This window comes from Streptomyces sp. NPDC002669 (assembly GCF_042889165.1).
GTDB lineage: Bacteria > Actinomycetota > Actinomycetes > Streptomycetales > Streptomycetaceae > Streptomyces.
Genome location: NZ_JBIAQQ010000008.1, coordinates 99,375 through 121,237, shown reverse-complemented (window position 1 = coordinate 121,237; position 21,863 = coordinate 99,375). Strand labels below are relative to the sequence as shown.

General features: G+C 72.0%; 18 protein-coding genes. 12 read left to right on the top strand and 6 right to left on the bottom strand.

What is annotated here, in order from left to right; genetic code table 11:
• Positions 1-5: 5 nt before the first annotated feature.
• The 3 genes from ACFYW1_RS15010 to recQ all read left to right on the top strand — a co-directional run bounded on the left by ACFYW1_RS15010 (position 6) and on the right by recQ (position 5,414).
• Positions 6-1,577, top strand: coding sequence for an NADH-quinone oxidoreductase subunit M (locus ACFYW1_RS15010; protein ID WP_148838618.1), 1,572 nt, complete (start codon positions 6-8; stop codon positions 1,575-1,577).
• The gene (gene nuoN, locus ACFYW1_RS15005) at positions 1,574-3,238 is read left to right on the top strand and encodes an NADH-quinone oxidoreductase subunit NuoN (RefSeq protein ID WP_388991620.1); all 1,665 of its coding nucleotides are present in this window, start codon (positions 1,574-1,576) and stop codon (positions 3,236-3,238) included. The genes ACFYW1_RS15010 and nuoN overlap by 4 nt, the downstream gene beginning before the upstream one ends.
• Positions 3,239-3,404: 166 nt before the next feature.
• Positions 3,405-5,414, top strand: coding sequence for a DNA helicase RecQ (recQ, locus tag ACFYW1_RS15000; protein WP_388991618.1), 2,010 nt, complete (start codon positions 3,405-3,407; stop codon positions 5,412-5,414).
• Between the two features lie 117 nt (positions 5,415-5,531).
• Here the strand turns inward: recQ and ACFYW1_RS14995 are convergent, their stop codons facing one another.
• The 5 genes from ACFYW1_RS14995 to ACFYW1_RS14975 form a co-directional block, all read right to left on the bottom strand.
• A complete protein-coding gene (locus ACFYW1_RS14995) occupies positions 5,532-6,140 on the bottom strand; it encodes a Uma2 family endonuclease (protein ID WP_388992124.1) in 609 nt (202 codons plus the stop codon).
• A 128-nt stretch (positions 6,141-6,268) separates the two neighbouring features.
• Positions 6,269-6,952, bottom strand: a complete 684-nt coding sequence (locus ACFYW1_RS14990) for a GPP34 family phosphoprotein (protein ID WP_388991616.1) — start codon at positions 6,950-6,952, stop codon at positions 6,269-6,271.
• Positions 6,949-8,178, bottom strand: coding sequence for a fumarylacetoacetase (gene fahA / locus ACFYW1_RS14985; RefSeq protein ID WP_388991614.1), 1,230 nt, complete (start codon positions 8,176-8,178; stop codon positions 6,949-6,951). Before fahA ends, ACFYW1_RS14990 begins: the two co-directional genes overlap by 4 nt.
• A 137-nt stretch (positions 8,179-8,315) precedes the next feature.
• Positions 8,316-10,310, bottom strand: a complete 1,995-nt coding sequence (locus tag ACFYW1_RS14980; RefSeq protein WP_388991612.1) for a CocE/NonD family hydrolase — start codon at positions 10,308-10,310, stop codon at positions 8,316-8,318.
• A gap of 9 nt (positions 10,311-10,319) precedes the next feature.
• On the bottom strand, positions 10,320-11,819 hold the full coding sequence (locus tag ACFYW1_RS14975; RefSeq protein WP_388991610.1) for a peptide MFS transporter: 1,500 nt from the start codon (positions 11,817-11,819) through the stop codon (positions 10,320-10,322).
• 156 nt (positions 11,820-11,975) lie between these two features.
• Between ACFYW1_RS14975 and ACFYW1_RS14970 the strand changes: the two genes are divergently transcribed.
• From ACFYW1_RS14970 to ACFYW1_RS14945, 6 genes are all read left to right on the top strand, one after another.
• Entirely contained in the window at positions 11,976-12,986 is a 1,011-nt protein-coding gene (locus tag ACFYW1_RS14970) for a polyprenyl synthetase family protein (protein ID WP_388991608.1), read from the top strand.
• 289 nt (positions 12,987-13,275) lie between these two features.
• Entirely contained in the window at positions 13,276-14,550 is a 1,275-nt protein-coding gene (locus ACFYW1_RS14965) for an outer membrane lipoprotein carrier protein LolA (RefSeq protein WP_388991606.1), read from the top strand.
• 171 nt (positions 14,551-14,721) lie between these two features.
• Positions 14,722-15,819: an ATP-binding cassette domain-containing protein gene (locus tag ACFYW1_RS14960; RefSeq protein ID WP_388991604.1), complete on the top strand. Its 1,098-nt coding sequence runs from the start codon at positions 14,722-14,724 to the stop codon at positions 15,817-15,819.
• The gene (locus tag ACFYW1_RS14955) at positions 15,806-16,693 is read left to right on the top strand and encodes an ABC transporter permease (RefSeq protein WP_388991602.1); all 888 of its coding nucleotides are present in this window, start codon (positions 15,806-15,808) and stop codon (positions 16,691-16,693) included. The genes ACFYW1_RS14960 and ACFYW1_RS14955 overlap by 14 nt, the downstream gene beginning before the upstream one ends.
• A gap of 299 nt (positions 16,694-16,992) precedes the next feature.
• Positions 16,993-17,586 (top strand): TetR/AcrR family transcriptional regulator, encoded by a 594-nt coding sequence (locus tag ACFYW1_RS14950; protein WP_388991600.1) that lies wholly within the window; start codon positions 16,993-16,995, stop codon positions 17,584-17,586.
• A gap of 87 nt (positions 17,587-17,673) precedes the next feature.
• Positions 17,674-18,120, top strand: coding sequence for a hypothetical protein (locus tag ACFYW1_RS14945; protein WP_388991598.1), 447 nt, complete (start codon positions 17,674-17,676; stop codon positions 18,118-18,120).
• Between the two features lie 55 nt (positions 18,121-18,175).
• On the opposite strand, the gene ACFYW1_RS14940 is transcribed toward ACFYW1_RS14945, so the two are convergent.
• On the bottom strand, positions 18,176-18,982 hold the full coding sequence (locus tag ACFYW1_RS14940) for an HAD family hydrolase (protein ID WP_388991596.1): 807 nt from the start codon (positions 18,980-18,982) through the stop codon (positions 18,176-18,178).
• A gap of 437 nt (positions 18,983-19,419) precedes the next feature.
• Here ACFYW1_RS14940 and ACFYW1_RS14935 point away from each other — a divergent pair, with 437 nt between their 5' ends.
• The 3 genes from ACFYW1_RS14935 to ACFYW1_RS14925 all read left to right on the top strand — a co-directional run bounded on the left by ACFYW1_RS14935 (position 19,420) and on the right by ACFYW1_RS14925 (position 21,821).
• Entirely contained in the window at positions 19,420-20,328 is a 909-nt protein-coding gene (locus tag ACFYW1_RS14935) for a nitroreductase/quinone reductase family protein (protein ID WP_388991594.1), read from the top strand.
• A 79-nt stretch (positions 20,329-20,407) separates the two neighbouring features.
• Positions 20,408-20,797, top strand: coding sequence for a VOC family protein (locus tag ACFYW1_RS14930; RefSeq protein ID WP_388992121.1), 390 nt, complete (start codon positions 20,408-20,410; stop codon positions 20,795-20,797).
• A gap of 100 nt (positions 20,798-20,897) precedes the next feature.
• A complete protein-coding gene (locus tag ACFYW1_RS14925; RefSeq protein ID WP_388991592.1) occupies positions 20,898-21,821 on the top strand; it encodes a GNAT family N-acetyltransferase in 924 nt (307 codons plus the stop codon).
• Positions 21,822-21,863 lie beyond the last annotated feature (42 nt).

The window sequence follows — 21,863 nt, the reverse complement described above, 5'->3', positions numbered from 1 at the left end:
TCACCATGTCCTTTCCCCTCCTGACAGCGACGGCGGCACTCCCGGCGATCGGTGCGGTCGCCACCGCCGCCGTCCCGGCCGCCAGGCGCACCGCCGCCAAATGGACGGCGCTGGTGTTCTCGCTGGCCACGCTCGTCCTGGCGGGCGTCGCGCTCGCCCGCTTCGAGCCCGGCGGCGACCGCTACCAGCTCACCGAATCGCACGCCTGGATCAAGGACTTCGGCGTCCGCTACGAGCTGGGCGTGGACGGCATCGGGGTGGCGCTCATGGCGCTCACTGCGCTGCTGATCCCCTTCGTCATCCTGGCCGGCTGGCACGACGCCGACCCCCTGGAGACCAGCTCCTCGCGCTGGCGTCCGACCCAGGGCTTCTTCGCCCTGATCCTGATGGTCGAGGCGATGGTGATCCTCTCCTTCGAGGCCACCGACGTCTTCCTCTTCTACATCCTCTTCGAAGCCATGCTCATCCCGATGTACTTCCTCATCGGCGGCTTCGGGGACCGGGCGCACAGCGGCAGCGACGAGAACGCGGCGGCCCAGCGCTCGTACGCCGCGGTCAAGTTCCTCCTCTACAACCTGGCCGGCGGGCTCATCATGCTGGCCGCCGTGATCGGGCTGTACGTGGTCGCGGGGACGTTCTCGCTCTCCGAGATCGCCGCGGCCCGCGCCGACGGCTCGCTGTCCATGGCGACCGGCACCGAACGCTGGCTGTTCCTCGGGTTCTTCTTCGCCTTCGCGGTGAAGGCCCCGCTGTGGCCGCTGCACACCTGGCTGCCCAACGCCATGGGCGAGGCGACCTCCCCGGTCGCCGTCCTGATCACCGCGGTCGTCGACAAGGTCGGCACGTTCGCGATGCTCCGCTTCTGCCTCCAGCTCTTCCCGGAGGCCAGCAAGTGGGCGACCCCGGTGATCGTCGTCCTGGCGCTGATCAGCATCGTGTACGGGGCGCTGCTCGCCGTCGGCCAGCGCGACATCAAGCGCCTGATCGCCTACGCGTCGATCTCGCACTTCGGCTTCATCATCCTGGGCATCTTCGCGATGACCAGCCAGGGCCAGTCCGGCGCCACGCTCTACATGGTCAACCACGGCATCTCGACCGCGGCGCTGATGCTGGTGGCGGGCTTCCTGATCACCCGGCGCGGATCGCGGCTCATCGCCGACTACGGCGGGGTGCAGAAGGTGGCGCCCGTCCTGGCCGGCACCTTCCTGATCGGCGGTCTGGCCACCCTGTCGCTGCCCGGACTCGCCCCGTTCGTCAGTGAGTTCCTGGTCCTGGTCGGCGCGTTCAGCGCCTACCCGGCGGCGGGCATCGTCGCCACGACCGGCATCGTGCTCGCCGCGCTCTACGTCCTCGTCCTCTACCAGCGGACGATGACGGGCCCGGTGAAGGAAGAGGTCCGGGGCATGGCGGACCTCAAGGTCAGGGAACTGACCGTGGTCGTCCCGCTGATCGGGCTGCTGCTCTTCCTGGGCGTCTACCCGAAGCCGCTGACCGAGATCGTCAACCCGGCGGTGCAGCACACCATGTCGGACGTCCAGAAGAAGGACCCCCAGCCCGAGGTGGAGGCCGCCAAGTGAGCGCAACAGCTGTCCACAACCTGTGGACGACGGCGGGAGAGGTGACGACGGCGGCCCCGGGCGAGAGGTTCGAGGCGCCGGTCATCGAGTACACCCAGCTGATGCCGGTCCTCATCGTGATCGGTGTGGCCGTCCTGGGCGTGCTCGTCGAGGCATTCGTGCCGCGCCGGGCCCGCCACTACACCCAGGTCTTCCTGACGGTCGTCGCCCTGGCCGCCGCGTTCGCCGCGGTCATCGGCCTGGCCGCCGGAGGATACGCCACGACGAAGGCCCACATCGCCGCGATGGGCGCCATCGCGATCGACGGGCCGACGCTGTTCCTGCAGGGCACCATCCTGCTGACGTCGCTGGTCGCCGTCTTCACCTTCGCCGAGCGCCGCCTCGACCCGGCCGCGCACGGCAACCGGGTGGACTCCTTCGCCGCCCAGGCCGCCTCGGTCCCCGGCAGCGACAGCGAGAAGGCCGCGGTCAAGGCCGGATTCACCACCACCGAGGTCTTCCCGCTGGTCCTGTTCTCGGTGGCCGGCATGCTGGTCTTCCCGGCGGCCAACGACCTGCTGACCCTCTTCGTGGCCCTGGAGGTCTTCTCCCTCCCGCTCTACCTCCTGTGCGCCGTCGCCCGCCGCAAGCGGCTGATGTCGCAGGAGGCCGCGGTGAAGTACTTCCTGCTCGGCGCGTTCTCCTCGGCGTTCCTGCTCTTCGGGATCGCCCTGCTCTACGGGTACGCGGGCTCCGTCTCGTACGCGCGCATCGCCCAGGTGATCGACGGCTCGGTCACCCAGGTCGACCCGGCGCTCGCCGACACCATGGGCAACGACGCGCTGCTCCTGATCGGCGGCGCGCTGCTCCTGACCGGCCTGCTCTTCAAGGTCGGCGCCGTCCCGTTCCACATGTGGACCCCGGACGTCTACCAGGGCGCCCCGACCCCGGTCACCGGCTTCATGGCCGCGGCCACCAAGGTCGCCGCGTTCGGCGCGCTGCTGCGCCTGCTGTACGTGGTGCTGCCGGGGCTCGCCTGGGACTGGCGCCCGGTGATGTGGGGCGTCGCGATCGTCACGATGCTGGGCGGCGCGATCGTCGCCATCACCCAGACCGACATCAAGCGGCTGCTCGCCTACTCCTCGATCGCCCACGCCGGCTTCATCCTCGCCGGTGTGATCGCCACGACGCCGGACGGCATCTCGTCGGTCCTCTTCTACCTGGGCGCGTACTCCTTCGTGACGGTCGGCGCGTTCGCCGTCGTCACCCTGGTGCGCGACGCGGGCGGGGAGGCCACGCACCTGTCGAAGTGGGCCGGGCTAGGCCGCCGCTCGCCGCTGGTCGCCGCGGTCTTCGCGGTGTTCCTGCTGGCCTTCGCCGGCATCCCGCTCACCTCCGGTTTCTCCGGAAAGTTCGCCGTCTTCAAGGCGGCGGCGGACGGCGGGGCGAGCGGTCTGGTCGTGGTCGGTGTGATCTCCTCGGCCATCGCCGCGTTCTTCTACATCCGGGTCATCGTGCTGATGTTCTTCAGCGAGCCGAAGGCGGACGGCCCCACGGTCGCCGTCCCGTCCCCGCTGACGATGACGACGATCGCGGTCGGCGTCGCCGTCACCCTGGTGCTGGGCCTGGCCCCGCAGTACTTCCTGGACCTGGCGAGCCAGGCGGGAGTCTTCGTGCGGTAGCACAACGCGCACAGCAGCGACGACGCCGGACGGGCCCTGGAAGTCAAGCCCGTCCGGCGTTGTCGTACGCGGCGCCTATCGTGGCAGGGGACGGCGGCGGACAAGGACGAGCCGCGACCGGTCCGGGACGGAGCCGGGACAGGACGATGGCACGACGGGCGGGACCATGGATGTGACCGAGAGCGACGCACGGCGGACGCTGCACCGGGTGTTCGGATACGAGGCGTTCCGGGGCGAGCAGGAAGCGATCGTCGACCACGTGGTGGCCGGCGGGGACGCCGTGGTCCTCATGCCGACCGGTGGCGGAAAGTCGCTCTGCTACCAGATCCCGTCCCTGGTCAGACCGGGCACGGGCGTCGTCGTCTCCCCGCTGATCGCGTTGATGCAGGACCAGGTGGACGCCCTGCGGGCGCTCGGCGTGCGCGCCGGCTTCATCAACTCGACGCAGGACTTCGACGAGCGCCGCTCGATGGAGGCGCAGTTCGTCGCCGGTGAGCTCGACCTGCTCTACCTGGCTCCGGAACGGCTCCGCCTCGACTCCACGCTGGCGCTGCTCTCCCGCGGCGAGGTCTCCGTCTTCGCGATCGACGAGGCGCACTGCGTGGCCCAGTGGGGCCACGACTTCCGCCCCGACTACCTGGCCCTGTCGGTCCTCGGCGAGCGCTGGCCCGAGGTGCCGCGCATCGCCCTGACGGCGACCGCGACCGCCGCCACGCACGAGGAGATCACCCGGCGCCTGGGCATGCCCGACGCCAAGCACTTCGTCGCCAGCTTCGACCGGCCCAACATCCAGTACCGGATCGTGCCGAAGGCCGACCCGAAGAAGCAGTTGCTCTCCTTCCTCAAGGAGGAGCACGCCGGGGACGCGGGCATCGTCTACTGCCTCTCGCGCAACTCGACGGAGAAGACCGCCGAGTACCTCTGCCGCAACGGCATCGAGGCCGTCCCGTACCACGCGGGGCTCGACGCGGGCACCCGCGCCGCCCACCAGTCCCGGTTCCTGCGCGAGGAGGGCCTGGTCGTCGTCGCGACCATCGCCTTCGGGATGGGCATCGACAAGCCGGACGTACGCTTCGTCGCCCACCTCGACCTGCCGAAATCGGTCGAGGGCTACTACCAGGAGACCGGCCGGGCCGGCCGTGACGGGCAGCCGTCCACGGCCTGGATGGCGTACGGACTCCAGGACGTCGTGCAGCAGCGCAAGCTCATCCAGGGCGGCGAGGGCGACGAGTCCTTCCGCCGCCGCGCCGCCGCCCACCTCGATTCGATGCTCGCCCTGTGCGAGACGGTCCGGTGCCGGCGCGGCCAGCTCCTGAAGTACTTCGGCCAGGACCCGACCGAGGAGTCCTGCGGCAACTGCGACACCTGCCTCGTCCCGCCGGAGAACTGGGACGGCACGGTGGCCGCCCAGAAGCTGCTGTCGACCGTGGTGCGGCTGAAGCGGGAGCGCGGGCAGAAGTTCGGCGCGGGCCAGATCATCGACATCCTGCTCGGCCGCAAGACCGCCAAGGTCATCCAGTTCGACCACGACCAGCTCTCGGTCTTCGGCATCGGCGGCGAGCTGACCGAGGCCGAATGGCGCGGCACGGTACGGCAGTTGCTGGCCCAGGGGCTGATCGCGGTCGAGGGCGAGTACGGCACGCTGGTGCTGACCGAGGAGAGCGGCTCGGTGCTCGGCGGCGGGCGCGAGGTGCTGCTGCGCAAGGAGGCCCCGAAGCCCGCGTCGCGGTCCACGAAGGGCGAACGCAAGGCGAAGTCGCAGACGGCCGGGGCCGAGCTGGCACCCGAGGCCGTCCCCGTCTTCGAGGCGCTGCGGGCCTGGCGCGGCGCACGGGCGAAGGAACAGGGCGTCCCGGCGTACGTCATCTTCCACGACGCGACGCTGCGCGAGATCGCCACGGTGCGACCGGACTCGACGAGCGCGCTGGGCGGCATCAGCGGCCTGGGCGAGAAGAAGCTGGCGACGTACGGGGAGGGGGTGCTGGAGGTCCTGGCCACGTTCGGGGAGACGGGAACGACGGCGGCCCCGGCTCCGGCCCCGGCTTCGGAACAGCCGTCCCTGGAGTCCACCCCGGCCCCGGAAGCCGCACGGGTCCCGTCGGCACCCGCGGCCCCGGCGGCCCCCGACGACGACCCGGAGTTCGGCTGGGACGAGGAGCCCCCCGAGTACGACTGACCCGAGTACGACTGACCCGGGTACGAGTGATCCGGGTACGAGTGATCCGGGTACGAGTGATCCGGGTACGAGTGATCCGGGTACGAGCGAGCGGTACGGGGCGGGCGGCGGGGCGGACTACTGCGGCTCCGCCGCCCGGCGGCGCGCGGTGATCGCGGTGAGGTCGAGGTCGACGGGGAAGGGTACGGAGACCTTCATCCGGTCGTGGAAGATGCCGGTGGAGGTGTAGGCCCCGGTCGACGGCTCCAGCTCGAAGACGTGGACCACCGCCCGGTCGTCGTGGTTCTCCACCCGCCAGTAGTGCGGGATCTTCGCCCGCGCGTACTTCACGGGCTTGGTCTCGCGGTCCCGGGTGACGGATTCCTCGGACACGACCTCGATGGCCAGCAGCACGCCGTCCGCGGGAAAGCGGGTCTGCCTCAGTCCTTCGACCACGTCCGCGCGCACGACGACCACATCGGGTTCGGGCCGGTTGTGGCGGTCGATGTCGATGGTGAACTCGCGCACGACTTCGAGTTCGTGTGGCGCGCACGACTGCAACTGCCAGGTGAAGAAATCGACCGCTCGCATGTGGAACATGGTCTGCGGAGGCCGGAAAACAAGACTCGCGTCGATCAGTTGCGTGTGCGGAGGCAGATTCGGGAGTGTGTCCAGGTCATCGGCGGTCCAGCCGCCCACGGGCGGAACCGCCCACCGCGGCTCGGGGTCCTCGGGGCCGGTGCTCATCGGTGCTTCCATGGCACAGAGCCTCGCGGGCCTTCCCCCCTGTCCGTCGGAAACAGGGGAAGGCCCCCCGGACGTGTGAACCCCCCGCATGCAGCTGACCGGCGGTTTTCCAGGGCCTGATGGCACCCTCAGTCGTCGCCCGAGCTGCTGTTCGAGCTGAAGAGCGGTCCGCGGTTTCCGGACGACCGGTCCCGGCGGACGTTCTCGTGCACCGCGTGGGCGGCCCAGTCGTCGTCGGTCAGGGCGCGCATCGCCCAACGCGCACGCAGGCCGCCCCCGCCCACCTCGGCCGCCAGGTCGACCGCCGAGACCAGCGCGGCCAGGGCCCGGCCGCGCTGGTCCGGGAACCGGGCGGCACCGGCGGCGGCGAAGCGGTCCCGGAGCGCGAGGGACCGGGCCGGGTCCGTCGCCGGGTGGCGGTGGTACGGCAGCAGGCCGAGGAGGCGGTGGGTTTCCCGGCGCAGGACCGAGCGGCGCACCAGGTGCTCCGTGCACAGCTCCCCGGCGTACCGGCCGGCCTGCCGGACCCAGCGCCGCACGTCGGCCCCGCCCCCGGACCCGCCCGCCTCCGGGGCCGACAGGCTTCCCAGCACCTGGGCGAGGAACGGGTCCGGGGGAGCGAGCGGGTCGACCACCCGGATCCACCCGGACCGTTCGACGATCCGGCCCTGGAATTCCAGCTCCCGCAGGGCCGCGCCCGCCACCCCGTACTCCAGGAAGCGGTCGCGGCACAGCGACTTGCCGCGCAGCGGGTCCAGCGCGAGCAACAGCAGTTCCTCGGGGAGCGTGAGCTCCGGGGCGGGGGACGTCATGACGCGGGCACGATCCTTCCGGTGACCTCGCCGATCCCGACCCGGGTGCCGTCCGGTCCCGGTGCCCAGGCCGTCATCGTCACGACGTCGCCGTCCTCCAGGAACGTGCGCTTGCCGTCCGGGAGGTCCAGCGGGTCGCGGCCGTTCCAGGTCAGCTCCAGGAGGGAGCCGCGCTGGCCGGGCTCGGCGCCGCTGACCGTGCCGGAGCCGTACAGGTCGCCGGTGCGCAGCGACGCGCCGTTCACCGTCATCTGGGCCAGCATCTGGGCCGCCGTCCAGTACATGGTGGCGAACGGCGGCTCGGCGACCACCTGTCCGTTGATCGCGACGGAGATCCGCAGGTCGAAGCCGCCGGCCTCGTCCTCGTCCGCGTCCTCCAGGTAGGGGAGCAGCGGGAGGTCGCGGGCCGGGGGTGCGATCCGGGCCGACTCCAGCGCCTCCAGCGGGGTCACCCAGGCCGACACGGACGTGGCGAAGGACTTGCCGAGGAACGGGCCGAGCGGGACGTACTCCCATGCCTGGATGTCCCGCGCCGACCAGTCGTTGAGCAGGCAGAGCCCGAAGACGTGGTCGCGGAAGTCGCCGAGCGGGACGGGGATGCCCTGCTCGGAGCCGACGCCGACGACGAAGCCGACCTCGGCCTCGATGTCCAGCTTGACGGAGGGGCCGAAGACGGGGGCCGGGTCGGCCGGCGTCTTGCGCTGGCCGGAGGGGCGCACCACGTCCGTGCCCGACACGACGACGGTGCCGGACCTGCCGTGGTAGCCGATCGGGAGGTGCTTCCAGTTGGGCGTCAGCGCCTCGCCGTTCGGCCGGAAGATCTGGCCGACGTTGGAGGCGTGGTTCTCGCTGGCGTAGAAGTCGACGTAGTCCGCGACCGCGTAGGGCAGGTGCAGCGTCACGGTGTCGAGCGGATGCAGCAGCGGTTCGATGTCGGCGCGGTGCGCCGGGACCGTGACCCAGGCGGTCAGGGCCCGCCGGACGTCCCGCCAGGCGGTGCGGCCCGCCGCCAGCAGCGCGGTCAGGTCCGGCCGGCCGAGGAGCTGCGCGTAGGGCGAGCCGAGCGCGTGCGCGGCGGCTCCGGCATCCAGGACGTGGTTGCCGATGCGGACGCCGACCCGGCGCTCCTCGGGGTGGTCGGGGGTGGAGAACACTCCGTACGGAAGGTTGTGCGGACCGAAGGGGTCGCCCTCGGCCAGATCGAGCGGGCTGCTCTGCTCGGGCATGTGTTGCTGCCTCGCTTTCCAGGTCGCTTGGGGGACACGTTACGTGGGTGCCGCCGCCCGGCGGGAGTGCCCCAACCACCCCTGATGCCCGGAAAGTTCCGCCGTGCCCCTCCCGGGGCACGGCGCGTGACGGAGGCTCAGCCCGCCGTGCGCGGGATCCGTTTCTCCCAGGTGCGGTGGAAGATCACCTCGCCGCCCTCCTTGCACATCACCTCGTTGGACGTGATGAAGTCGGTGGCGTCCGCGCCGATCTCGGAGCGGGTCTCGATCCGGGCGTCCCAGGCCATCTCCGGCCGGTGCAGCCGGATCGCCCAGTCGGAGCGGGCGTGTGCGGTGAGCGGGTCGTCCTCCCGGATCGTGTACGTCTCCAGGGCGTCCTCGGTGAACTCCAGGCCGTCCGGGTAGATGCGGGTGCCGCCGTAGCGCGGGTCCACCTCCAGCCGCCACTCGCCCTTGGCGACGTCGCGGACCACCAGCCGTTCGGGGCGCTGTTCGTCGAGCGTCACCGGGTGGACGACGCCGAGCGGCTCGGACTGCTCCGGGCGCTCGAAGCGGATGTTCGGGTCCTGGGTGCGGCGGCGCACCGGCAGTTCGAGGAGGCTGCCCTCGGCGTCCAGGGTGAATCCGGCCGATCCGGCCTGCGGCCAGATCCACGGCCAGTACGTGGAGGAGACCGCGAGCCTGATCCGGTGGCCGGGCGGGAAGGAGTGCCCGATGGCGTTCAGTTCGAAGGTCACGTCCTCGGTGGCGCCGACCGGCCAGTCGTCGGCGCGGTCGCGGCCGTGCCGGGCGGCCAGATTGAGCGCACCCCGGGTGACCAGGGTGGAGGAGCCGTCCGGCGCCACGTCGCAGAGCCGGGCGATGGCCTGGCCGCGCGGGGCCTCCATCCGGATCCGCAGCTTCACCCGGGGGCGGCCCAGGATCTCGATCGGCTCGCCCTCGACGGGGAACTCGAAGCAGACCGACTTGGCGTCCTCGTCGCGCTGGTCGGGCGGCAGGTCGGCGTCGTTGCCGAACGGGAAGAACCGCCCGGCGTCCAGTCCGGTCTGCTGCGGCGAGTCGACGATCCGCGGTCCGCCCCGGAAGGCGTAAGCCACCGGTGTGACGTTCGGCGACGGCCAGCGGGTCTCGCCCGCCCAGCGTCCCGGCAGCGTCTCGTACACGGTGGCGGGGCGGTGCGAGTCGCTGATCCAGGCCCGCAGCAGCGGTTCGGACATGACGCCGGTGTCCTCGTCCTTCAGGTGCTGGTCCCACCAGCGCAGCGTCTCCTGGAGGAAGCCGATCGACGGGCCCGGCGGCAGCCCGCGGTCCGGGTACTGGTGCGACCAGGGCCCGATCAGCCCGCGCACCCGGTCCGGGTCGAGGTGCTCGACGAGCCGCAGGACGGTGTCGCGGTACGGATCGTGCCAGCCGCCCACCGCGAGGACGTTCGCCCGGATCGCGGAGTAGTCCTCGCAGACGCTGCCGTGCTTCCAGTAGTCGTCGCGGGTCTGGTGGGCCAGCCAGGTGTGGATGAAGGGCTCGACGGACGCCAGCCGGCCGCGCCACATCTCCTTCCAGCCCTCGCCGACCTGTGCCGGGTCCGGCGGCCGGGCGACGAAGGCCAGCATGGTGGCCGCCCAGGCGTGCATGTCGACGGCGAGCACCGAGCCGCCCATGTAGTGGACGTCGTTGTCGTAGCGGTCGTCGGTCGAGCAGACGGTCACGACCGCCTTCAGCGGTTCGGGGGCCAGGGCGGCGATCTGGAGCGAGTTGAAGCCGCCCCACGAGATGCCGAACATGCCGACCCGGCCGGAGCACCAGTCCTGCCGGGCCAGCCAGTGCACGACCTCGACGCCGTCGGCCAGTTCCGTCGCGTCGTACTCGTCGCCCGGCAGGCCCTCGCTGTTGCCGTGGCCGCGCACGTCCACCCGGACGGAGGCGTAGCCGTAGCCCGCGTACCAGGGGTGGCGCTGCCAGTCGCGCGGCGCGGTCCAGTCGCTCAGCCGGTACGGCAGGTATTCGAGGAGCGCGGGCACCGGCTCGTCGGTGACGGGCCGCCAGATCCGGGCGTACAGCCGGGTGCCGTCCGGCAACGGGATGCGGACGTCCTCATGGGTGGTGTCGTACGGGAACGTGGTGCGGATGTGCATGGCGTCACCTCAGTGGACGGGGTGCATGGTGCGCTTGAGCCAGGGCGCGGCGGCGACGACGGCCAGACCGGCCACCACCGCGATCGCGCCGTTGACACCGAAGTAGGCGGGGTTGGAGACCTCTCCGTACAACTTCACGACCTGGGCCTGGATGCCGTTGGCGAGGGCCAGCGAGAGGAACCAGAGCGCCATCGTCTGGCTGGCGAACGCCGCGGGGGCGAGCTTGGTGGTCGCGGACATGCCGGAGGTCTCCAGCAGGATGTCGCCGAGACCGAGCAGCAGGTAGGAGCCGACGATCCACCAGGCGGCCATCCGGTAGGTGTCGCCGGAGTGCCCGGAGGTCGGCACCACCATCAGCAGGAAGGACAGCCCGCCGAGGATCACCCCGAGGGCGATCTTGTTGGAGACGTGCGGCTGGCGCGGGCCCATCCGGGCCCAGACCGCGGCGACCACCGGGGCGAGCGCCACCTCGAAGGCGCCGAGCGCGGAGGCGTACCAGCTCGCCGGGAAGTGGAAGCCGAGGATCTCGGTGCGGGCGTTGGTCGACGCGAGCAGCATCATCGTCGAGTACGCCTGGAACAGGATGAAGTTGAAGACGACGGAGGCCAGGAACAGCACCACGTACGGGCGCAGCCTGCCGCGTTCCTCGCCGGTGACCTGCGGGCTGCGGAACATCACCACGAAGTACACGACCGGCGCGATCACCGAGACGAGGGTGAGCAGGTTCACGAAGCGGTCCATGGTCAGCCACCCCGTCAGGGCCAGGACGGTGGCGAGGGCCGCGACCACGACGGCACCGGCGACGATCAGCCGGACGGCGCGGCGCATGGGCGCCGGTGCCAGCGCGAATTCGGCACCGTGCCTTCGCCCGGCCAGGTGACGCCGGCCCAGTACGTACTGGGCGAGGCCGAGGGTCATGCCGAAGGCGGCGGCCGAGAAGCCCCAGTGCCAGCTCGCGTGGTCCCCGAGCCATCCGGTGATCAGCGGGCCGAGGAACGCCCCGATGTTGATGCCCATGTAGTAGAGGGCGAAGCCCGCGTCGCGGCGCTCGTCCTCGGTGCGGTAGAGCTTGCCGACCATGGTGGCCACATTGGGCTTGAGCAGCCCGGTGCCGGCGCTGATCAGGCCGAGGCCGATCCAGGTCATCGCGTCGGTGGGCACCGCCATGGCGTAATGCCCGCAGGCGATGAGGATGCCGCCGTACAGGACGGCGCGGTACGAGCCGAGCATCCGGTCGGCCAGCCAGCCGCCCGCCACGGAGACCAGGTAGACCAGGGTTCCGTAGGCCGCCGAGACGGACGCGGCGGTGCCCGGCTCCATGCCCATGCCGCCGTGGGCGACCGTGTCGGCGAAATAGAGGACCAGGATCGCCTGCATGCCGAGGAACGAGAACCGTTCCCAGACCTCCAGGCCGGACAGGGTCATCAGCCCCCGAGGCTGGCCGAAAAATGCCTGGTCATCGCCCGGAGGGGGCTGTGTCGATCCGGTGTCTGCGGCTGCGTTGGACAAAGGGGATACTCCTGATCGTACGAGCTGATCACGAACATACCGGCGGTGGCGGGAAGGCGCCCACGGTGATCCAAAGCGGACCGGATACGCTGACTTGAGTGATGGCAGCGACACATCGACATTCCGTGTGATCGTCAGCAGACAGGAGATCCCCTCGTGACCGTCGTCGGGCCGTTCGGACTGAGCGTGCGGGACCATGCTCTTGAGGCCGATGTCCAGGCCGGTTTGGCTGCTGTCGAGGCCGGGCTGCTCGACGTCACCAAGAGCGACGTGCCCTTCATCACGGAGGCCGCGCAGCATCTCGTCCGAGCCGGAGGCAAACGTTTCAGGCCACTGCTGGCGATGCTGGCGGCCCGGTTCGGCGACCCCGACGCGCCGGGCGTGGTGCCCGCCGCCGTCGTCGTCGAGCTGACGCACCTCGCGACGCTCTACCACGACGACGTGATGGACGAGGCGGACGTGCGCCGCGGTGTCGACAGTGCCAACAGCCGCTGGGGCAACTCGGTGGCCGTCCTGACCGGCGACTTCCTCTTCGCCCGCGCCTCGCACATACTGGCCGATCTCGGCCCGGAGGCCGTCCACATCCAGGCGGAGGCGTTCGAACGGCTGGTCACCGGCCAGATCCTGGAGACCGCCGGCCCCGCGGAGGGCCGCGACCCGATCGAGCACTACCTGGAGGTGCTGCGCGGCAAGACCGGCTCGCTGATCGCGGTGGCCTGCCGGTTCGGCGCGATGATGGCCGGTGCGCACGAGTCGACCGTCGACATCCTCACCCAGTACGGCGAGCGGCTCGGCATGGCCTTCCAGCTGGCCGACGACGTGCTCGACATCGCCTCCGACTCCCACGAGTCCGGCAAGACCCCGGGCACCGACCTGCGCGAGGGCATCCCGACCCTTCCCGTGCTGCACCTGCGGGCGCGGGCGGCGGCCGAGGGCCGGCCGGAGGACCTGGAGCTCGTCGCGCTGCTGGACGGCGGCCTGGAGGACGACGCCCGGCACGCCGAGGCGCTGCGCAGGCTGCGCGCCCACCCGGCGCTGGAGCAGGCCAAGCGGGACGCCATCCGGTACGCGGAGGAGGCACGGGCGGCACTGGCGCCGCTGCCCGGGAGCCACGCGAAGGCCGCGCTGGAGGAGCTGTGCGACGCGGTGGTGCACCGGGCGGGCTGAGTACCCGTCGGACGGCCTCCCGGCCGGACGGCGGACGCCGGTCACGGGTCCGTGCGCGGACCGCGACCCCAACTTCCCCCGTCGCACGCCCCCTACGGGACGAGGGAGCCGCATCCGCGCGGTGTCATACCGAAGAGGTAGGCGGAGTTGCTCCCGCGGGCTGACGCCTTCGGGCCACCGGTTTGGTCAGATGGAGAACGTCCACTCCTGACCAAATCGGTGAGAATGGCGGCACGGAGTGGACGAGTGCAACCGGACGGAAGCCGCCGACCACGGAGGTAGGGCACACATGGCACCGAACGACAGCGCAGAGACCGGCGGCGGGACCAGGGGCACCGCCGTCGGCCGTCGCAAGGCGGCGCGTTACATCGTCCCGGTCGCGGTGGCGGGAGTGGCGGCCGCGACGATCGGTCTCGTGCCGGCGCTCGCGAGCACCGGTGACCCCGATCTGCCGAAGATCACCGCGCAGGAACTCATCGAGAGGATCGCCGCCTCGGACACCGAGCGGCTCTCCGGCACGGTGCGCATCAGCACCGACCTCGGCATCCCCTCGCTCGGCGGCCTGGCCGACGCCTTCGTCCAGGGCGGCGGGGCCGGCCGGGGCGGCGCGAGCGCCGACCCGCAGGAGCGGATGACGGAGCTGGTGTCCGGCACGCACACGCTCCGGGTCGCCGCGGACGGGCCCGACAAGCAGCGGCTGTCGATCATGGACAACGCCTCGGAGTACAGCCTGATCCGCAACGGCGACGAGGTCTGGGCCTACGACAGCGGCTCCGACCAGGCGTACCACGCCACCGCGGACAAGTCCGCGCGGGGCACCGGCGGGAAGTCCGCGCACCCCGCCCCCGAGGGCGCCCCGGCCACCCCGAAGGAGCTGGCCGAGCAGCTGCTGGAGACGGCGGGCCCCACCACGTCCGTGACGGTCGACGGCACCGCCCGGGTCGCCGGACGCGACGCGTACAAGCTGGTCGTCAAGCCGAAGCAGGGCGGTTCCACGATCGGTTCGGCCACGGTCGCGGTCGACGCGGAGAACGGCGTGCCGCTGAAGTTCACCCTCCTCGCGAGCGCCGGCGGCAAGCCCGTCGTGGACGCCGGGTTCACCGAGGTCGACTTCGCGAAGCCGGACGCCTCCCTGTTCACGTTCACCCCGCCCAAGGGCACCGAGGTGACCGAGGCCGACGACGCGAAGGCGCAGCACGAGCGGGGCAAGGGCCCGGCCAAGGACCTGGGCAAGGGCCTCGACGGGCTGTTCCCGGGCGCCGACCGGCTGGGCGCCGGGGGCGGCAGGGCCGAGGACACGAAGATCATCGGCGAGGGCTGGAACACGATCGCGGAGATCAGCACCCCGGGCGGCACCGGTCTCCCCTCGAAGGAGTCGGACGGGATGCCGGCCGAGGCCCAGCAGTTCCTGGACTCGCTCGGCGACAAGGTCACCGGCAAGTTCGGCTCGGGCACGGTCTTCAAGACCCGCCTGGTCAACGCGCTGATGACCGACGACGGCAAGGTCTACGTCGGCGCGGTCACGAAGGACGCGCTGGTCGAGGCGGCGAACAACGCCTCCTGACGCCGGGGCGCGCCGCGCGCCCCGACACCGTTCACCCGCCCCGCCGTACGCTCCGTACGGCGGGGCGGTTCGCCACGTCCGCCCCTCGGGCGGGCGGCACCGCCGGAGCACGGCCCAGGAACGTCCGGTCCGCCCGGCCGGACGAACCCTGCCGACCCATGGGGAGTACGCATGACAGAGCCCGGGACCGAGGTCGAGCCGAAAGAGGCTCCCGAGCCGGGAGCGGCCACCGGCCCGGCCGGCAGCCCCGGGGCGCCCGGCAGCCCCGAGGCGTCCGAGACCCCCGGGCCCGATGACGGTCCGTGGAACGGGCCGGGGAGCGGTGACGATCCGGCGGCCGTGATCGAGACCCGGGGCCTCACCAAGCGCTACCGCGGCGGACAGCTCGCCGTGGACGGCCTCGACCTCAGCGTTCCCGCCGGCAGCGTCTTCGGCTTCCTCGGCCCCAACGGCTCGGGCAAGACCACCACCATCCGGATGCTGATGGGCCTGATCACCCCGACGGCCGGCACGGCGCGGCTCCTCGGCCACCCCGTGCCGGACGCCGCCCGCACCGTGCTCCCGCAGGTCGGCGCGCTGATCGAGGGGCCCGCGCTGTACGGCTTCCTGAGCGGCCGGGACAACCTGCTGCGGTACGACTCCGCCGACCCGACCGCCGACCCGCGCACCCGCCGGGCCCGGGTGGAGCAGGCCCTGGAACGGGTCGGGCTGGCCGCGGCGGCCGGCAAGAAGGCCAGGGCGTACTCCCTGGGCATGAAGCAGCGCCTCGGGCTCGCCGCCGCCCTGCTCCGGCCGCGCCGCCTGCTCGTCCTCGACGAACCGACCAACGGCCTCGACCCGCAGGGCATGCGGGAGATCCGCGCCCTGGTCAGGGAGCTGGCGGCGGAGGGCACCACGGTCTTCCTCTCCTCGCACCTCCTCGACGAGATCGAACAGGTCTGCACGCACGCCGCGGTGATGGCCCGGGGCCGGCTGGTCGTCCAGGGCCCGGTCGCGGAACTGGCGGCGGGCACCCGCGGCCGGCTGACCGTCACCACCCCCGACCCGGGCGACGCCGCCCGGGTACTGACGGAACTGGGCGTCACCGGCGTCACGGCCGACGGCGACCGGGTGAGCGCCGAGGCGCCGCCGGGCGACGTCGAACTCGCCGACCTCAGCGCGGCACTGGTCCACGCAGGAGTGCGCCTGCGGTCCTTCGGCGTCGAACGGGCCTCGCTGGAGGACGCCTTCGTCGCACTCACCGGAGAGGGTTTCGATGTCGCAGGCTGAAAGCGCGCCCCGGGCCGCGAGGATCCGGAGGAACCCGTTGTGGACCTTCGGCATCCTCCGTTCCGAGCTGGTCACCACCCTGCGCCGCTGGCGCACCCTGGCCCTGCTCGGGGTGCTGGCCGCCGTGCCCGTGCTGATCGGCATCGCCGTGCGGATCGAGACGGGCGGCGGCTCCCCGCACGGGCCGGGCGGCGGCGGGGCGGGCCCGGCGTTCCTCTCCCAGGTCACCAACAACGGGCTCTTCCTGGTCTTCGCGGCCCTCGCGGTGACCCTCCCGGTCTTCCTGCCGATGGCCGTCGGGGTCGTCGCCGGTGACTCGGTCGCGGGCGAGGCGAGCGCCGGAACGCTGCGCTACCTGCTGGTCGCCCCGGCCGGCCGGACCCGGCTGCTGCTGACGAAGTACGCATCGGTGCTGGTGTTCTGCCTGGTCGCGACCCTGGTCGTGGCCCTGTCCGCGCTCGCCGTGGGCGCGCTGCTCTTCCCCGTCGGGGAGGTCACGACCATCTCGGGGACGCGGATCGGCTTCGGCGAGGGGCTGTTGCGGGCCGGACTGGTCGCGGTGGTCGTCGCCGCGTCGCTGATCGGGTTCGCGGCCGTCGGCCTGTTCATCTCGACCCTCACCGGCAGCGGAATCGCGGCCATGGCCGCCACCGTCGGGATACTGATCACGGTCCAGATCGTGGACGGCATCCCGCAGCTGAGCGGAATCCACCCCTACCTCTTCCCGCACTACTGGATGTCGTACGCGGACCTGATGCGGGCCCCGGTCTACTGGGACGAAGTGGTCAAGAACCTGGGGCTTCAGAGCCTGTACGCGGCGGTGTTCGGCTCGGCGGCCTGGGCCCGCTTCACGGCGAAGGACATCACCGCCTGACGCACGGGGGCGCCCCCGGCCGGCCGTGCGGTGCGCGGGGCGTGGGAGCGGTTCCGGTCCGGTATGCGGAGCACGGGGCCGGTTCCGGTCCGGTGAGCGGAGCGCGGAGTGCGGTCACCGCTCGCGCCGTCGGCCGGGCGAGCCGTCCCCCGATCGGCTCGTCGCGGCACGAACGGCACGAACGGTGCGGGTCACGGGAACGACACGACACGGCACGTTCCGTTTCCGCCTGGGTATTGTTCGACCTTTGGCGACAGGCTGTCAACAAGACCCGGTCCACACACCCCTATGCTCACCGAATGATCACATCGCCGAGTTCACTGCGCCGCAGCGAGAGATCACGCAGGGCGACCCTGGAGGCGGCCCTCGAACTGTGCACGGAGAAGGGGTACGGGCGCGTCACCGTCGAGGCCATCGCGGCCAGGGCGGGCGTCAGCAAGAAGACGATCTACCGCTGGTGGCCGTCGAAGAGCGCGGTGATCCTGGAGGCGTTCACCGAGGCCCTGGTCGGCACGACGCCGTTCGCCGACACCGGGGACATCGCCGCCGACCTGCGGAGCAACGTGATGGGCGCGGTGCGGCTCATCTCCACGCCGCCCTTCGGCCCCGCGTACTCCGGGATCCTCTCCGAGATGCACCACGACGACGCCCTCACCGAGATCGTCAGGTCGAAGCTGATCGCCCCCCGCTGCGAGGAGGCCGTCGCCAGGCTGCGCCGGGCCCAGGAACAGGGCCAGATCCCGCCGGGCGCCGATCTCCCGCTGGCCGTGGAGATGCTGTACGGCCCGATGTACTACCGCCACGTCCTGCGCATGCCGATCCAGGACGAGGAGGAGATCGCCGCCCTGGTCGCGCACGTGCTGCGGGCGATCGGGGCACCGCCGGAACCCTGAGGGCGAACGACGCCCCGCACCCGGACCCCGCACGGGGGGTGTGCCGCGTCCGGCCCCGTTGTCGGTGGGCCGTGCGAGCATGCGCGCATGGGAAATCTGTACGACTACTTCAGCGCACCGGACGACCCGACGGCCCTGACGGCGTTCGACGAGGGGGCCGAGGCCGCCGGACTGCCGGTGCTCCCGGTCAAGGGCATCGACCCGTACGTGGAGTTGGGGCAGGCCGAGAGCCTGCTCACCGGCACGCCGTACGACGAGATCACGCCGCTGCCGCGCTTCAACCGGCTGCTCAGCTCTCCCGAGGACGATTCCCGCTGGCTGGTCACGCTGACCGACGAACTGCGTGACGCCCTGGTGGCCGCGCGGCCCGGCGGATTCGCCGCGGTGGCCGAATCCTGGTCGCACATCGAGGAGTTCGGCGGAAACGCCCGGCCCGAGGACCTGTCCGACTTCCTCGGAGGGCTGGCGGAGCTGGCCGAGGAGGCCGCGTCCCGGAGCGAGCCGCACCGGCTGTACTGCCTGATGTCGCTCTGACCTTCCGCCACCGGCGGGGGATTCCTTCCCCGTCCCGCGCCCGCGCCGCTCGCGCTCAGCCGAACACCCGCTCCAGCACCTTCGCGACCCCGTCGTCCTCGTTCGACGACGTCACCTCGTCCGCCGCGGCGCGCAGGTCCGGGTGGGCGTTGGCCATGGCGACGCCGTGCCCGGCCGTACGGAACAGGGGCAGGTCGTTGGGCATGTCCCCGAAGGCGATCGCCGTGTCCACGGCCACCCCGAGGTACTCGGCGGCCAGCGCGAGACCGGTCCCCTTGTCGACCCCGTACGGCTGCAGTTCGACCGTGCCGGGGCCGGAGTGCGTGACGGTGGCGAGGTCGCCGACGACCCCGCGGGCCGCCTCGGCCAGTGCGTCGTCGGTCAGCTCCGGATGCCGGACGAGCACCTTGACCACGGGCGCGGACCACAACTCGTGGCGGCTGCGGGTGCGTTGGGCGGGCAGCGTCGGGTGGGGCATCCGGTAGCCCGGCTCGATCAGGGTGCGGCCCTCGGGCCCGTCCTGGTCCACGGCCGCGAAGACCGGCCCCACCTCGGCCTCGATCTTGCCGAGCGCGGTGCCGGCCGCCTCCCGGTCCAGGGTGACCGTGCGCACCAGCCGCCCGGACCCGGCGTCGTACAGCTGGGTGCCCTGCCCGCAGACCGCCGGGCCCCGGTACCCCAGCCCGGCGAGCAGTGCGCGCGTCCCGGGCACGGGCCGCCCGGTGACCACGAGGTGCCGGGCCCCGGCGCGGGCGGCCAGGGCGAGCGCGGCACGGGTGCGGGTGCTCACGGTGTCGTCACGGCGCAGCAGCGTGCCGTCCAGGTCGGTGGCCACGAGCGCATGTGCGGGCGGAATGTGCATGGTGCAAAGGGTAGAAGCGCCCGGCGGGCGACCGGACCCGCGTTGACAGCTCCCGCCGGGGTGCGTGTAATGGGCGCGGTGTCGCGTGACGCCGGCCAAGAGCAGTGGGCCGGCCGGTGGTCGGGCGAACACCCTTCGCACGAGGGGGCCCTCATGAGTTCATACTCCACGCCCTGCGCCTGACGCCGACGCCCGACGTGGCGGCACGGCCGCACGTCGTCGTACGCGCCCCGCGTCCCGTGTCCGCGATTTCGCACCGGGCACCCCGTTCCGTCGCCGTGCGCCGTCCGCGTCCGGCGCCGTGGACCGGGTGCGGTCCGCCGTCCCGCGTGCGCGATCCCCGCACGGACCGGTACGCGCTCGCGCGTCATGACCACCCGTTCCCGCAGCTCACCGCGGCCCCGGCCGCATCCGGACCCACGGAGACACAGACCCGTATGCCCACACCGTTCAACCAATCGGTCATCGACGAGTTCCGCGCCAACGGAGGAAAGGTCGGCGGCCCCTTCGAAGGCGGGGACCTGCTCCTGCTGACCACCACCGGCGCCAGGTCGGGCAAGGAGACCACCACGCCCCTCGGCTACGTCCGGCACGGCGGCACCCTGCTGGTCGTCGGCTCCAACCTCGGTGCCCCGAAGCACCCGGACTGGTACCACAACCTGCTCGCCCACCCCGTGGTCCGGGTCGAGGCCGGCACCCGTACGTTCGAGGCCCTCGCGGTCCCCGCGGAGGGGGAGCGGCGCGGGGAACTGTTCGAGCACGTCGTGCGGACGTCCCCCGGATACGCCGCCTACCAGGCCGCCACCACCCGGCTCCTGCCGGTCGTGGCGCTGGAACGCGCCGAGCCCGACGGCTGGGAACCCCGCGAGGTCACCACCCTCGCCGGGAAGCTCATGGAGGTCCACACCTGGCTGCGCGACCAGCTGCGCCAGGTCCAGGAGGAGGTGGCGGCCCACTTCGCGGCACGGGCCGCCCACCGGGGCCCCGGCGCGCCCCCGGCCCCGGGCCTCGGGCTGCAGATCAGGCAGCGCTGCCTGGCATTCTGCCGGACCCTGGAGTTCCACCACACCAGCGAGGACGCGCACCTGTTCCCCGGGATCGCCCGGTACCACCCGGCACTGGCCGCCACCTTCGACCGGCTCGCCGAGGAGCACCGCACGGTCGCCCGCCTCCAGGGTGAGCTGGTGACCCTGCTGGCGGACATCGCGGCCGCCGACCCCGAGCGCTTCCGCGCCGAACTCGACAGGATGTCCACGGAGCTGAACGCGCACCTCGACCACGAGGAGGAGCAGCTGCTGCCCCTGCTGGCCGGCATCCCCTGGCCTCCCGCGCCCCCGGCTCCCTGAGCCATGCGAACCGAACCGAATCGGACAGAACCGAATCGGACAGAACCGCTTTCGGGCGGGAGAAAGGCCGTACGTGCGAGTGAGAGTGAAGGACTTCGACCATCTGGTGCTCAACGTGCAGGACGTCGAGCGATCCCTGGAGTTCTACTGCGGCCTTCTCGGCCTGGAGCCGATCAAGGTGGACGAGTGGCGGGCGGGCACGTTCCCGTTCCCTTCGGTACGGGTCAGCCCGGTGACGATCATCGACCTGCTGGGCCGGCCGCGCCATGAGTCGAACGTGGACCACATCTGCCTGGTCGTCGAGCCGCTGGACTGGCAGGAGGTCATCGACTCGGGCGACTTCGACGTGCTGGAGGGCCCGGTCTCCCGGTCCGGCGCCCGGGGCGAGGCGCAGTCGGTGTACGTCCGGGACCCGGACGGCAACACCGTCGAGCTGCGCTGGTACCCGCAGGACGTGGTGAAGGACTGACCGGCCGGGCGCGGCCCCGGACGGGGGACGCTCCCCGTCCGGGGCCGCGGCACGGTGCATCCGCCCCGCCTCCGCAGCATTCTCTGACTAAGGTCAGAGAATGGATGAACGGATCGACCTGGTACGGCGGTTCAACCGCACCGTCACCGAACGCGTGGGCGTGCTCCACGACCACTACCTGGGCCGCGACCGGCCGGTCGGCGAGGCCCGGCTGCTCTGGGAGATCGGCGAACAGGGCCTGGACGTACGGCGTCTGCGCGAGCGGCTCGGGCTCGACTCCGGGTACGTCAGCCGGCTGCTGCGCTCCCTGGAGGCCGACGGCCTGGTGGTGGTGGAGCCGCACCCCCGGGACGGGCGCGTGCGCACGGTGCGGCTCACGGGGAGGGGGCGGGCGGAGCGGTCCCTGATCGACGACCGCAGCAACGAGCTGGCCGGTTCCCTCCTGGAACCGCTCAACTCCGCGCAACGCGCCCGGCTGGTCGCGGCCATGGCCGAGGTGGACCGGCTGCTGACCGCGGCGACGGTCGCCCTGGACGTCGTCGACCCCGACCACCCCGACGCCCGGTACTGCCTCACGTCCTACTTCGACGAGGTGCGCGGGCTCTTCGAGACCGGTTTCGACCCCGCGCTCAGCCTGCTGCCCGACGCGGGCGAACTCCGGCCGGAGCGCGGCCTGTTCCTGGTCGCCCGGCTGCACGGCGAGCCCGTCGGCTGCGCCGGTGTGAAGCTGCCGCCCGGGGGCCCGGCGGAGATCAAGCGCATGTGGGTCGCCCCCCGGGCCCGCAGGCTCGGACTCGGCCGCCGGTTCCTGGCCGAACTGGAGGACCGGGCCGCCCGGCACGGCTGCGACACATTGCGGCTGGACACCAACAGGGCGCTCGGCGCCGCGATCAACCTGTACCGGTCCTTCGGTTTCCAGGAGGTCGCGGCCTTCAACGACGAGCCGTACGCCCACCACTGGTTCGAGAAGCGGATCGCCGCACCGCCGGGAGACGGGCCCTCGATTGTCAGTGCCGTCGAATAGGGTCTGTCCGCCCGGCCCGACCAGGGGCCGCTGAACCGGGGA